Source organism: Aurantiacibacter flavus, from assembly GCF_039710615.1.
GTDB classification, from domain to species: domain Bacteria; phylum Pseudomonadota; class Alphaproteobacteria; order Sphingomonadales; family Sphingomonadaceae; genus Alteraurantiacibacter; species Alteraurantiacibacter flavus.
Map to the genome: position 1 here is coordinate 796,123 of NZ_JBDLBR010000001.1, position 12,311 is coordinate 808,433.

At 59.5% G+C, this 12,311-nt stretch carries 10 protein-coding genes, 1 tRNA gene and 1 pseudogene; 4 read left to right on the forward strand and 8 right to left on the reverse strand.

The features are described from left to right. The first annotated feature begins 65 nt into the window (after window positions 1-65). Window positions 66-1,565: a M48 family metalloprotease gene (locus ABDJ38_RS03795; protein ID WP_346783729.1), complete on the forward strand. Its 1,500-nt coding sequence runs from the start codon at window positions 66-68 to the stop codon at window positions 1,563-1,565. Between the two features lie 74 nt (window positions 1,566-1,639). On the opposite strand, the gene ABDJ38_RS03800 is transcribed toward ABDJ38_RS03795, so the two are convergent. Both ABDJ38_RS03800 and ABDJ38_RS03805 read right to left on the reverse strand, forming a co-directional pair. Further along, a complete protein-coding gene (locus ABDJ38_RS03800) occupies window positions 1,640-1,816 on the reverse strand; it encodes a Flp family type IVb pilin (protein ID WP_346783730.1) in 177 nt (58 codons plus the stop codon). 95 nt (window positions 1,817-1,911) lie between these two features. Then, the gene (locus ABDJ38_RS03805; RefSeq protein ID WP_346783731.1) at window positions 1,912-2,097 is read right to left on the reverse strand and encodes a Flp family type IVb pilin; all 186 of its coding nucleotides are present in this window, start codon (window positions 2,095-2,097) and stop codon (window positions 1,912-1,914) included. Between the two features lie 84 nt (window positions 2,098-2,181). Here ABDJ38_RS03805 and ABDJ38_RS03810 point away from each other — a divergent pair, with 84 nt between their 5' ends. Then, on the forward strand, window positions 2,182-2,580 hold the full coding sequence (locus ABDJ38_RS03810; RefSeq protein ID WP_346783732.1) for a (deoxy)nucleoside triphosphate pyrophosphohydrolase: 399 nt from the start codon (window positions 2,182-2,184) through the stop codon (window positions 2,578-2,580). 46 nt (window positions 2,581-2,626) lie between these two features. After that, window positions 2,627-2,703, forward strand: a tRNA-Arg gene (locus tag ABDJ38_RS03815). A 189-nt stretch (window positions 2,704-2,892) separates the two neighbouring features. On the opposite strand, the gene ABDJ38_RS03820 is transcribed toward ABDJ38_RS03815, so the two are convergent. From ABDJ38_RS03820 to ABDJ38_RS03840, 5 genes are all read right to left on the reverse strand, one after another. Beyond that, window positions 2,893-4,320, reverse strand: coding sequence for a glycosyltransferase (locus ABDJ38_RS03820; RefSeq protein ID WP_346783733.1), 1,428 nt, complete (start codon window positions 4,318-4,320; stop codon window positions 2,893-2,895). Then, window positions 4,317-5,276: a HEAT repeat domain-containing protein gene (locus tag ABDJ38_RS03825; protein ID WP_346783734.1), complete on the reverse strand. Its 960-nt coding sequence runs from the start codon at window positions 5,274-5,276 to the stop codon at window positions 4,317-4,319. The genes ABDJ38_RS03820 and ABDJ38_RS03825 overlap by 4 nt, the downstream gene beginning before the upstream one ends. Window positions 5,277-5,323: 47 nt before the next feature. Beyond that, entirely contained in the window at window positions 5,324-6,415 is a 1,092-nt protein-coding gene (locus ABDJ38_RS03830; RefSeq protein ID WP_346783735.1) for a DUF6584 family protein, read from the reverse strand. Between the two features lie 38 nt (window positions 6,416-6,453). Next, window positions 6,454-6,825: a response regulator transcription factor gene (locus tag ABDJ38_RS03835; protein WP_346783736.1), complete on the reverse strand. Its 372-nt coding sequence runs from the start codon at window positions 6,823-6,825 to the stop codon at window positions 6,454-6,456. Window positions 6,826-6,922: 97 nt separating this feature from the next. Next, window positions 6,923-10,423 carry a CHASE domain-containing protein gene (locus ABDJ38_RS03840; RefSeq protein WP_346783737.1) on the reverse strand — a complete coding sequence of 1,167 codons (3,501 nt, stop codon included), beginning with the start codon at window positions 10,421-10,423 and terminating at the stop codon, window positions 6,923-6,925. Window positions 10,424-10,630: 207 nt separating this feature from the next. On the opposite strand from ABDJ38_RS03840, the pseudogene ABDJ38_RS03845 reads away from it, so the two are divergent. After that, window positions 10,631-10,768: pseudogene (locus ABDJ38_RS03845) on the forward strand (transposase); the annotation flags it as partial. Window positions 10,769-10,919: 151 nt separating this feature from the next. On the opposite strand, the gene fumC reads toward ABDJ38_RS03845, so the two are convergent. After that, on the reverse strand, window positions 10,920-12,302 hold the full coding sequence (gene fumC, locus ABDJ38_RS03850; protein WP_346783738.1) for a class II fumarate hydratase: 1,383 nt from the start codon (window positions 12,300-12,302) through the stop codon (window positions 10,920-10,922). Window positions 12,303-12,311: the final 9 nt, after the last annotated feature.

Genomic DNA, 12,311 nt, shown 5'->3' on the forward strand with positions numbered 1-12,311 from the left:
AGGGAACGGGCAGGGGCGGCACGTGGCTTCCCCCTGTCGTCCTTTCGTTAGATGAGGATCTTCACATGTCGCACGGTGTCCGCGCATTTCGTTTGTCTTCCCGCGTCAAGGGCCTGCTTGCGGCAACCAGCGCGTCGCTTGGCCTCGTCGCCTGCGCCACGGTGCCGGGCGCAAATGTCGCGCCCGGTTCGCCCATCACGCAGGCCGAGGCCCAGCAGGGCGCGGAATATCACGAACAGTTCGTGGCCGAGTTCGGCGGCGAAATGTCGGGGCCGCAGGCACGCTACGTGTCGCAGGTGGGCCAGAATATCGCCGTCCAGTCAGGACTGGCGACAAGTCCCACCGCTTTTGATGTGACCCTGCTCAATTCGTCAGTGAACAATGCTTTCGCGGTGCCGGGAGGCTATGTCTATGCCACGCGTCAGTTGGTGACGCTGATGAACAACGAAGCAGAGCTGGCCGCGGTGCTCGGGCATGAGGTTGGCCACGTTGCGGCGCGCCACTCCGCGCGGCGTCAGGCGGCAGCGCAGCGCAACCAGCTCGGCGGGTTGGGCGTTGCGATCCTCAGCCAGGTGCTGCTCGGCAACAGCGGGCTGGGCAACACGATCGCGCAAGGAGCGATGCAAGGGTCGCAGATGCTCACCTTGAGCTATTCGCGCAGTCAGGAAATAGAGGCTGATGAGCTTGGCATCAGGTATCTCACTTTGGCTGGCTATGATCCCCACGCGATGGCGACCTTGCTTTCAAGCCTCGCGGCGCAAAACGCGCTCGACGCGCAATTGCAGGGCCGCGCCAACGCCACGATCCCCGAATGGGCCAGCACGCACCCTGATCCGGCGAGCCGGGTCCAGAATGCGCTTCAGTTGGCTGGAAATGGCACCGGGGTGGTGAACCGTGACAGCTTCCTCAACAACATCGACGGGCTGATATATGGCGACGATCCGGCGCAGGGCGTGATCGAAGGCAGCCAGTTCATCCACCCTCAGCTGCGACTGAGCTTTACCGCGCCCCAAGGTTTTTACATGGTCAACGGGACCAGGGCCGTGAGCATCAACGGCGATGCCGGCAAGGCCCAGATGACCACCGCTGCCTTCTCGGGCAATCTGGATAGCTATATCCGCTCGGTGTTCCAGGCGATTGGCGGCCAGAACTCCAATCTCGCCCCGACCTCGATCCAGCGCACGACAGTGAACGGTCTGCCTGCGGCCTATGGCATGGCACGGGTCAACAACGGTCAGCAGCAGGTCGACGTGACCGTGTTCGCCTACGAGTTCTCGCCCAATCAGGCGTTCCACTTCCAGGCGATCACGCCCGCGGGGCAGGCCTCGGTATTTAACGAGATGTTCAACTCGATGCGCCGAATCAGCGCGAGCGAGGCCAATGCCGTCGTTCCGCGCAGGATCGATATCGTGACCGCGCAGCGCAGCGACACCGTCGCCACGCTGGCGCGGCGCATGGCCTATCCCGATGCGCAGGAGGCACGGTTCCGGGTGCTGAATGGGTTGTCGGGCAACGCGACGCTGGTTCCCGGCCAGCAGTACAAGATCGTGGTGCGCGTGAACTGAGCACAAAGAAAAGGGGCGGCAGGTTTCCCCGCCGCCCCGTATTTCTGTTATGCCTTATAAGGCTGTTGTTACGTCTAGGTGGCAGCCGGGCCAGCCATTTCGGTCTTCACCTGGTTGAAGGTGGTGCTGAGCTGGTTGCCGAGAGCGCCCATGGCGGTAATCGCGGCGACGGCGATCAGGGCAGCGATCAGGCCGTATTCGATGGCAGTGGCGCCAGCTTCGTCGCGGGCGAGCTTGTTGAAGAAGGTCATGGTTGTCTCCTGAATTTTCGAAGTCTTCGGTACCCGATCCAGCTGGTTCCCCATCCGGACACTTGGGTTTTTACGGATGAATCGTTGATAAAAGGCTAATCGCTGCTTGCCGCGACGACCTTGGTTCTCACATCGCCCCACATGTTGACGGTGACGTCGGCAACGCCTTGCAGGATGGTTACCATGGCGAGCACGATTAAGCTGAGAATCAGGCCATATTCCACCGCAGTTGCGGCGGTGCGATCGGCCATGACGTGTTTGAACAATTTCCATGCTGCCATGGAGGTCCCCTTTTCCTAGGCGCGTGGGTAAGAATGTCAGTAAAGAGCTAAGGAACGATTATTAAGCACCTTACGGAGGTTACGTTGCCTGTCTGGATGCCCGTGGTAGCTATCGCTCTTGTCGACGCGGAGGGGCGTGTCCTGCTCCAGCAGCGACCGGCGAGAAAACACCATGGCGGCCTCTGGGAATTTCCCGGCGGCAAGATCGATGCCGGAGAGACGCCACGTGATGCTCTGGCGCGCGAGATCGCCGAGGAGTTGGCGATCCAGGTGAAGCCTTGTGATTGCGCGGCCCTGCTGCTTGCCGAGGAGGCGCGCGAAGGGCAGCCTCCCGTGGTCTTGATGCTCTATCGCGCGACCTGCTGGCGCGGTTCGCCGGACGGGCGCGAAGGCCAGACCTGGGGCTGGTTCACCCGCGAAGAGGCTCGGGGGCTGGCTTTGGCACCGATGGATCGCGAGTTAGTGGAAAGAATATCGGATTAGGGCTTGCCAAGCGGCACAGGGCTCCGTATTCGGCCGCTTCCCGAGCGCACCCGTAGCTCAGCTGGATAGAGTACCTGACTACGAATCAGGTGGTCGGAGGTTCGAATCCTTCCGGGTGCGCCATTTTTCCCCATGACTTAGTGTTTCCAGCTGCGCCCTCCCGGGGCGTGCTAAGTCACGTCTACATGCACGCGGACCGGGGTCGATTCAGACTCGCATGGGGCTGTGCATCTGAAATGAAGCCTGCCAGGTTTCGTGCATGCCAGCGGACTACTGCGCCGGCAGTTTACCCGCATCTAACGGTTACGAAATCTATCCAGCGTTGAATCCTGCTCGTGGTACTGCAGCCCATGTGCTGTCTTTTCGCAGGAACCGGAGCACTCCTTGAAGTCGGTACCAGAGGTTGATCTGGCGGTATCCGAAATTCTCGATCAGCGCGGCCCAGCCTATTCTCAGGAGATCCCTTGCCGATGGCGTGCGACGCAGCTGCTGCTCCTCCAGTATGAGCGTTCCGACGCTCAGGGCGCTGCCAAAAACAACCGATACAAAGAAGAACGCAACCGCCATCATAGGATCCAGCAAACCCAGCAGGGCAGCAGCCGGGATCACTATGTAACCAAAAAGCTCAGCCGGCGGCCCCAGGACATCCTCAAGAACAATATGCGGCATGGCGAGCATTCCGACACGTCCGTAACGCGGATTGAAGATCATGCGCCGATGCCGCTGCAGGGTCTCCAACGAACCTTGCTGCCAGCGGGCGCGTTGATTATCGAGCCCCTTGAGCGCTGACGGCGCCTCCGTCCAGCACACGATGTCAGGCACGAACGCGAACCGATAGTCGCGCTTTTGCTCGCGCAGATGGCGATGCAGCCGCACAACAAGTTCCAAATCTTCGCCAACCGTATCGTGTCGGTATCCGCCGATCTCCACCAGTGTTGATCGACGAAATAGTCCGAATGCACCGGAAATGAGCATCAGTGTGTTCGTATGCGCGTTCGCCACGCGGGCGGTAAGGAATGCCCGGAGGTACTCTACCACCTGAAATCGCGGCACGAGCCCCTTGGCGACACCGATCTCTTGAAGCGATCCTCCCTTGATCGTGCAGCCGTTCACAACCCTGATCGCGCCGCCCACCGCCACAAGGCGGCCATCGTCGTGCATGAAGGGTTCGGCAGCGCGCAGCAATCCGTCGGGCTCGATAATGGAATCGGCGTCGATCACACACACGAGCGGCGTGCGAGCGAAACCCAGGCCTGCATTTGCCGCGTCAGCCTTCCGCCCGTTTTCCTTGTCGATAACGAGCAGGTTAGGAAACCGGCGGGAAGTGTAGGCCCCCCGTATCTTCGTTTGCTGAAGTTCCGCGATCTGCCTGCGATCACATTTCTCCAGTTCGAAGGCGCGAAGCAACTGGCCCAGCGTGTCGTCCTTCGATCCATCGTTGACGACAATCACCTCGTGCTCTGGATATTCCAGCGCAAGGAGCGCCTTGACACTTTCGACGATCGACAGCTCTTCATTATAGGCAGGCGCAATCACGGTGATGGGCATCGCGAGATCGGCGTAGCGTTGCCACAGCTCGCGAGCGCCCTCGCTCGGTTCGATTCTGGTTACGAACACCCAATTGGCAATCAACAGCTGGGCAAGGCCGATCATGTTGCGCAAGAAAACCACGATGAAGCAGAAGACCGCTACCGCGATAATGCCATTGGCCGCAGCATCCTGAAAAGCCGCCCAGGTCATGCGTAGCTCCTCGAGCTTGAGCCGTAAGCATTCAAGGCAGCCTGGCCTGACGCAAAGCCAAGCGTCTCCAGGGCCTGTTCAGCGCGCAGCCGCACCCACAGCTCCGGATCTTCGAGCAGATTTCGGATATCATCCACCGCCTCTTTCAGGCCCAATGCAGAGCAAGCATTTACCGCCTGCGTTCTTACCGTCGCATCGGGATCATGGAGGGCGGACCGGACAAAATCGCGGCCGCCCGGATGGCCAAGCTTGGCGCTGGCGCGCATTGCGGCTGAACGCACCTCGGCATGGTCGTGGCAAGCGGCTTTTTCGAGCAACGCGATAACACTGACATTGCCACTCCACCCAAGAGAATCGATCACCTGCGCACGCCAGACCGGGCTCAGATCATCCTCCAGCAACAAGGCGAGCTGGTCCGGATAATCAGGCGCACTTGCCCGCAGCAGCGCAACATCCAATTTGCTTGGCGCGCGCGCCGTCATCCGCAGGATTCGCATAGTCTCGCGCGGTGGTGGAAGCGCATGGGCAGCAGCCAGCGCGAATGCGGCCTCCACCTTGACCCTCTGGCTGCGGTCACGCGCAAGCATCTCACGAAGGCGCGCGATACAGGATTCGCTGCCAAACCGCTGCAACATCCGGATCGCACTCACCCGCTCGGACCGGCGCCAGCTATGGGAGCGGCGCACCGTGGCCGACAGCAAGCCGTCGAGTTCGGCAATCTGCATAAGCCGATCGCGCTCGCCGCCGCGAAGCAGCGCCTGCACCTGGCTTACCGCCGCCAGCCGACGCCTAAAGGTCCAGCCCTTCTCGTCGCCCTCGGGACGATGACCTGCCACCCTGCGGAGATAACTGCGGGTGATTGCAGCATCGATCTTCTTGTTTGCAGCGATCCTGCGCTCGGCAATGTAGCGGCGCAGCACCAGCAACAGGAAAATCGCCACCACCGCGATTGCCATCCAGGCGGAACCCGAAATGACCGTGTCGTAAAATGTCAGCGATAGAGTCATGATGCGCCGAACCGAAAGCCAAGTACCAGCGTGCCTGACAAACGCCGATAGCTGCCCTCGCGATCCTCGTAAGCTCCGACAGTAGTAAGAGTGAAGCCCTTGCCAAGGGGAACAGAAAGCCCACCCGCAGCGCTACGCAGCTGCCTTACGCCGTCTTCCTCCACATCAGGGTAGCTTGCGAGAACCACAAATCCGCCCAGCCGCCCCTCGGGACGATAATTGAGCTGAAGCGAGCCGCCGAGCCGATAGTCCTCGCCGCCGCCAAGCAGGTTTATTGCCCGCGCGGTGACCGAGGTGGCATCATCGAATGCGAAGCGCAGGCCAGGCTGAAGTGCGAAGACGGTCCTTTCGCGATAGTCGGCGTATCGCATATCAACCAAGGCCGTCAGGCGGTTGCTCAGGGCGACCTCGCCGCCAGTACCGATGCTCCAGCTCTCCCGGAAGTCCGCATTGGGCACGACACTGCCCGACACATACGCCAAATGCTGCCCGAGCCGCTGATCGAGCCGGGCCGAAACGCGCACGTCGGTGGTGGCGCGCTCTTCTCGCTCGACCGCCAAGCTGGCACCGGTGTTCCCGCCGAGGGAAAAACCCACGCTCGCGTCTTGCGAAAACCATGTCTCTCCGGCGCGATTATCGAAGGCAATATCGGATACTCCGCCGCCAAAGGTCAGCGCAGTGAGACGAACGCCCTGTTGATCTTCCCGCTGCGCCAGCTTTGCCCAAAGCGAGTCCAGCTCGGGATAGTCAGGTGCAACCGACGCGATCGCCTCGGCCTGATGCTGCGAGGCAAGCCGCTCGCCTCGCCAGAAAAGGATATTTGCGCGCGCCAGCTGGATGTCGAGATCCTGAGGAGCAAGCGCCAGCGCGCGATCGACCAACCTCTGCGCATCGTCAAGGTCACCCTGGGCCGCGCGAACAGATGCAAGCCGACGCAGTAGGTCGGGATCATCTGGATATTTCGCAAGCAGCGCTTCCAGTCCTTCACGCGCTTGCGCAAAGTCTCCGGCGACCCGAGCGCGTTCTACGCGTTCTAGCTTAGTTTCTCGCGGCTCTGGCCCATCCTGAGCAGCGGCAGGCGTCGCCATCGCGAAGATCGCCAGGCACGTGAGGAAGCCAGCGTTTCTCACACCCCCTCGGGGAGCAGCTTCTCGATGCGAACGAGCAGTTCCTGCGGAATGAACGGCTTGGTCAGATAGTCGGCAGCGCCGGATCTGATCGCCGCCACAACGTCCGCCTCGCCCTTGCGAGCGGTCAGCATAACGATGGGGATGTCCTTGGTTTCCGGATCGCTCTTGATAATTCTGAGCACCTCGTGCCCCGGAATGACCGGCATCATGGAATCGAGCACCACCAGGTCGGGTCTCTCCGATTTGATGCTGTTTACTGCTTCCTCGCCGTCGCTGGCCACGATCGTATCATAGCCCGCCCCTTCGAGACGAAACTTGACCAGCTCCACCAGGATCGGATCGTCGTCCGCTATAAGGATGTTGGCCATGGTACTCTCCGTTAGCGAGCACTACGACTACCGTAATTTTCCTTAATTTCGTCTAAATATGGCGGCTGGTTGTGCCCTACCTGCTGGCCGACTTGCGTCAGGTTTTCGAGACCTGCTCTGCAAGCTCCGCCCGTATATCGTGCAGTAGATCAAGGTCTGAATCGTGGCCGGAATTATCCAGAAGAAGACGTTCAATCTCTCTGCATTTTTCACCAAGCGCAGACCGGCCGAAGTAGCCTGCAACTCCCGCAATCTGGTGCAGGAGGCTGGCGATTTCTGTCCTCTCCTCGTCCTTCATCTCATTCCGGGCGATTACGGCATCAATCACGTCCAGCGCGCTGCTCACACGATCGTCGAACATGCGATTCAACCGGGGGTCGGTTTCTTCCTCCAACTCGGTTGCGGGACATACATCTGTCTCTGATGCGCGATTAGCCCACCTGGCCAGCACTTTGTTCAGCTGGGCTAATCGCAAAGGCTTGGCGACATGGGCTTGCATTCCCGCTTCATGGCAGCGGTGGATATCATCGGCATAGGCGTTTGCCGTAACCGCGATGATGGGCAGTTCCTCGGGCGTAATGCCCGCTTCACGGATCATCGTGGTGGCACCAAGCCCGTCGAGAAGCGGCATTTGTATGTCCATGAGCACCATCTCAAACGGCGAGCCATTTTGCTTGGCGCGCATCACCATGTCGACCGCTTCCCTGCCGTTGCGCGCAAGATCGCAGATGTGCCCGGCCTTTTCGACCATTGCCATCGTCACTTCCTGGTTCACAGGGTTGTCCTCCGCGATGAGGATGCGCAGCGCGACCGGCTCAGCTGTTCTTGGTTCCGAAATATTTTCCAAGGCTGCCTCATCGGGCAAATCCGTCTCTTGTAACGGCAAGCTGACGACGAAGCGCGATCCTTCTCCCACTTCGCTTTCGGCCCGTATTGTGCCACCCATTAGTTCGACCAGTTGGGCACTGATCGGAAGGCCAAGGCCGGTTCCGCCATATTTGCGCGCAATTGTGTCGTCAGCCTGAGTGAACTTGTCGAAAACCGATGGGAGCCGATTGGCCGGTATCCCAACCCCGGTATCTCTCACAGCAAGGTTCATGCGCGCCGGCGAGTCACTGGTTGCTTCGACCAGCGTTACGACGACTTTCACCATCCCCTTTTCGGTGAATTTGACGGCATTACCCACGAGATTGAGAACAACCTGGCGCAAACGCATCTTGTCGACGAGGACATGCTTGGGCAGTCGCATGTCGATCTCAAGCGAGAGAATGAGCCCTTTCGAATCCGCCACCGGCTCCATCAGACGCACGACATCGCGCAAATACCGTCGCAGATTCGTTGGTTCTTCCGTGATCGTCATCTGGTTTGCTTCGATCTTTGCGAAGTCCAACAAGTCGTTGAGCAGGCGAAGCATTGACGCGCTCGAATCAGAGATCATCTGCAACCGCCGCCGCTGCACAGGGTCTTTCTCTTCGCTCAAGGCAAGCTCGGTGAAGCCGATCACACCATTCATTGGGGTTCGGATTTCATGGCTCATGTTGGCCAAGAAGTTCGTCTTCGCGGTATCGGCAGCCTGGGCCTCATCACGCGCCTTGGTTAGGCTGTTGCGCATCATGATCTCTTCCGTCCGGTCGATGATCACGCCTACAATGGTGGTAGCCTGCCCCTCTTCGCAGCGTACCTTGCCGATGACTTCCACATGCCGAAGCTTGCCGTCCTCCCTGAAAATGCGCGCTGAAAAGCGGTAGGTTGACAAAGTAATCATGGCTTCCTCAAGTGAGGAAGATACGATTTTCCGGTCGTCCGGATGATAATAGGCGATGGCTTCCTCGAGCGAGACCGCCTTTCCGACCTCGCGTCGGTGGATGCGATAGACCTCGTCGGACCAATAGATGATCTGGTTTACCGTATCGAATTGCCAGTGGCCAACGTGCGCAGTGGCTTCGGCCAGCTCTAGCATCGCATTGTGCCGCTCAAGTTCGGCAGTCGCTTCCTCGACCTTACGAAGCACTGTTCCTTCACGCCGGGTGAAGGCAATGAGGAGAGCGCCCAAGAGCACCGAGATAATAATGCCGCTAACGAGAACCAGCGTGTCACCCTGATTGCTGATGCGTTTTTCGAAAGCCGGGAGGCTGCGCCAGCGAAGGGTGATGATCTGATTCCCGATTTCAATCCGGCGTATGTCCTGGAAGCGCGGCTGCTTCACATCGTCTAATGACGTCGAGAACATCAAGTTTTCAGGCGTGGGCTCGGTTCCGAAATAGACTTCAAGCGAGAAGTCGTTCCCCTCCCTCGGTGTCAGGTCGATCAAAAACTCCTCGGCGACGAGTGGGGAGTATGCCCAGCGCGTGTTAGTCGGCCTAGTCTTCTCGCTAACCGGCTTCATAAACAGAAAGCCGACACCTTTTTTGGCATCTTGAACCAATTCGATCGGCCGGGTCATCGTAGCACGCCCATTGCTACGAGAGCGTAAGATAGCAAGGCGGCGACCTTCCTCGAAGGCGAGATCGAGCCCAAGCGCGGGAAGATTATCGGATAAGGGCTCGATCCGATTGATTATGAAATGCTCATCGCGATTTACCTTGGGATGAATTGCATTTCGATCACCGTATTCGCGCGCGAATTTCTCCCGAAATGCGGGCAAGTCATCTTTTGATACGGCCTCAAAAAAGCCTATCCCTCGCATGCCGGGATAGTTTTGCCGAAGGTCTAACCTGTCGACGTAATCCCTCCATTCTGCAGGCGTGATGCTCGCGGAGTTCGCCGCGAATGCCGAACTGGCATCCAGTGCGCGCTCGTAGGCAGCAATTCGATCAGCCAGCGCCCGCTCTGTATCTGTAGCCATTGCGGTGAATGCCCGGTGAGACATTTCATACTCGCGCTCCGCCATGTACTTCCAAGCGTAGGATGTAAGCAGCAGCATCGCGGCGATGGCTATGGCAATGCCCGAGCTCGCGCTCGGCAAACGACGCCCTCGCCACCTTACTGGTATGGGTGAGTAGTTAGAGAAAAGGAGCATCGGCAGAACGAATGCAACCCCAATCACGTCTCCTGTTACCCAAGTAAGCCAGTTATCTGTCAGCATCTCAGTCGAAACGAGACCCTGGGCCAGTAGCGTTACGCTACCCACAGTTGCCGAAACAAGGCAGGGGAGCAGGATCACCAGCACCAGAAAGCGTGCAAGTTGGAGCGGTTCCAGGATCTCGAGGTGCGGCCCCGATCTGCTGACAGCAAGGCGGCCGATCAGCGCCTGTGCGCAAGCCCCAAAGGCAATCGCAGCCGAAACAACAACCACCGGCATCAAAGCCGCAAGAGGAGTCTCACTGTCAACGCTATTGAAATAATTGGTGGCAAACGAGCCGAGCCAGATTCCCGGCCAGATAGACTTGCCCCGAACCAGCAAGGCGCACAGGGCTATGCCAGAAGCAGGCCATATGATCGTCGCATAGCCAGGCGGAATCGCCAGAGCGAGCCCGATATAGCCCGCGATAAAATAGCCGATGGCCAGAAGCGTGACATCGCGCAACCAACGCACGACCGACGCTTTTGAACGCAGGGGGCCAAATTTCTCCGCGAGCTCTGAGACCACCGCTGTCATGCGTTGCGCCTAAAGATTGATCCAAGCGAATGCGGATAATGGAAGGAAGTTAATGAGTTCGAAAGCGGAGATGCGGAGCGAACGAGAAGCGTAATCGTAGGTGCGCAAGCATTTCCCTGTCGAAGACAAGATCAGGATCGTGTTCGAAGGCTTTTTGCGGTTGCTCTGAACGCGAAGATTTCCTCCAGCGAAAGGTGGAGTCCGCCACTGACAAGGAGACGGACGGATGAAGCGGGGATGCCAACGGCGAATGTGTGCCGCCGTCACGGGATCAGCTCGGCGACCTTCTTTACGTGGAAGTCCAGGTATGGCGGGCTGGAAGTGTCGGATGCCCGCCGGCTGCGCCGGCCGGGGCGAACAGGTCACCAATGACAGCGAATTTAGCGTGGCTCATGCAGCGCATCAGCAGATCGATAAGGGGAAGGTGGGCGAGGGCGCGTACCGGGCGACGCGCAGAAAGGATGACCCAAACCTGCAATCAAGCCGCGACTTCGCCTCAGGTCATGGTGTCGGGCCGCACCAGGCGATCGAACGCTGCCTCATCCACGAGCCCGAGTTCGAGGGCGGATTCCCTTAGGGTGAGCCCTTCTGCGTGAGCGTGACTGGCGATTTTCGCCGCCTTGTCATAGCCGATTTCGGGGGCCAGTGCTGTCACCAGCATCAGTGACTGGTCGACCAATTGCGCAATTCGCTCCTGGTTCGGCTGTATGCCCTCGACGCACCTCTTGGCGAAACTCTCCATTGCGGTTGCCAGCAAGTCGATCGATCGAATTGTCGCTGCTCCAATCATCGGCTTGAATACGTTGAGTTCGAATGCCCCCTGCATGCCTCCGATGCCAGCCGCGTGCTGGTTTCCGATTACCTGCGCGGCTACCATGGTGAGCATCTCGCATTGCGACGGATTGACCTTTCCAGGCATGATCGAGCTGCCCGGCTCGTTGGCAGGAAGTTGCAGCTCACCAAGGCCGGAGCGCGGCCCGGAAGCGAGCCAGCGAATGTCATTGGCGATCTTCGTCAGCGAAACGGCAAGAGCGCCGAGCGCGCCAGACAAGCGCACCAACGCATCGTTTGAGGCGAGGGCCTCAAACGAATTGGCCGCAGGTTCGAACTCATACCCCGTGATGGCTGACAATTCGTGGGCCATCGTCTTGCCGAAGTCATCGGGCGCATTGAGGCCCGTACCAACGGCCGTTCCGCCTTGCGCCAGACGCCTGACATCGCGCGACGCAAAGTCGATTGCGGCAAGATTGCCGTCCAGCTGCGCGACGTAACCGGAAAACTCCTGGCCGAGCGTAACCGGGGTGGCGTCCTGCAGGTGGGTGCGACCGATTTTCACTATGGTGCGCCATTCCTGCGCCTTGGCGGCCAGGGCGTCACGCAACCTCGCGAGCGCAGGAAGCATCCGTTCGGCCAGCGCTTCGGTGGTGGCGACATGGAGTGCGGTCGGAAAGCTGTCGTTGGAAGACTGGCTCTTGTTCACATGGTCGTTGGGGTGGACTGGAACCTTGCCGCCACGGGTTCCGGCGAGAATTTCGTTGGCGCGACCGGCGATCACCTCGTTGACGTTCATGTTGCTGTGCGTTCCGCTGCCGGTTTGCCAGATTGCCAGCGGGAACTGGTCGTCGTGCAGCCCTTCGATCACTTCGCGTGCGGCGGTTTCGATGGCACCAGCCAGCTCTGGCTTCAGACCATGCGCGCGGTTCACCCGTGATGCCGCTAGCTTGATCGTCGCCAAGGCGTGAACAATCGACAACGGCATGCGCTCGTGTTCGGGGAACGGAAAATTGGTCAGGCTGCGCTGGGTCTGCGCGCCCCAGTAGCTTTCCGCGGGGACATCGACTGGCCCCAGGCTGTCAGTCTCGGTGCGGGTTTCGTTCATGCCAATCTC

What these genes read in the sequence shown, in the direction of transcription:
- ABDJ38_RS03795 (WP_346783729.1), top strand. Translation starts at nt 66, where the DNA reads ATGTCGCACGGTGTCCGCGCATTTCGTTTGTCTTCCCGCGTCAAGGGC.
- ABDJ38_RS03840 (WP_346783737.1), bottom strand. Translation starts at nt 10,423, where the DNA reads ATGACAGCGGTGGTCTCAGAGCTCGCGGAGAAATTTGGCCCCCTGCGT.
- ABDJ38_RS03805 (WP_346783731.1), bottom strand. Translation starts at nt 2,097, where the DNA reads ATGGCAGCATGGAAATTGTTCAAACACGTCATGGCCGATCGCACCGCC.
- ABDJ38_RS03835 (WP_346783736.1), bottom strand. Translation starts at nt 6,825, where the DNA reads ATGGCCAACATCCTTATAGCGGACGACGATCCGATCCTGGTGGAGCTG.
- fumC (WP_346783738.1), bottom strand. Translation starts at nt 12,302, where the DNA reads ATGAACGAAACCCGCACCGAGACTGACAGCCTGGGGCCAGTCGATGTC.
- ABDJ38_RS03825 (WP_346783734.1), bottom strand. Translation starts at nt 5,276, where the DNA reads ATGGCAATCGCGGTGGTGGCGATTTTCCTGTTGCTGGTGCTGCGCCGC.
- ABDJ38_RS03820 (WP_346783733.1), bottom strand. Translation starts at nt 4,320, where the DNA reads ATGACCTGGGCGGCTTTTCAGGATGCTGCGGCCAATGGCATTATCGCG.
- ABDJ38_RS03800 (WP_346783730.1), bottom strand. Translation starts at nt 1,816, where the DNA reads ATGACCTTCTTCAACAAGCTCGCCCGCGACGAAGCTGGCGCCACTGCC.
- ABDJ38_RS03830 (WP_346783735.1), bottom strand. Translation starts at nt 6,415, where the DNA reads ATGGCGACGCCTGCCGCTGCTCAGGATGGGCCAGAGCCGCGAGAAACT.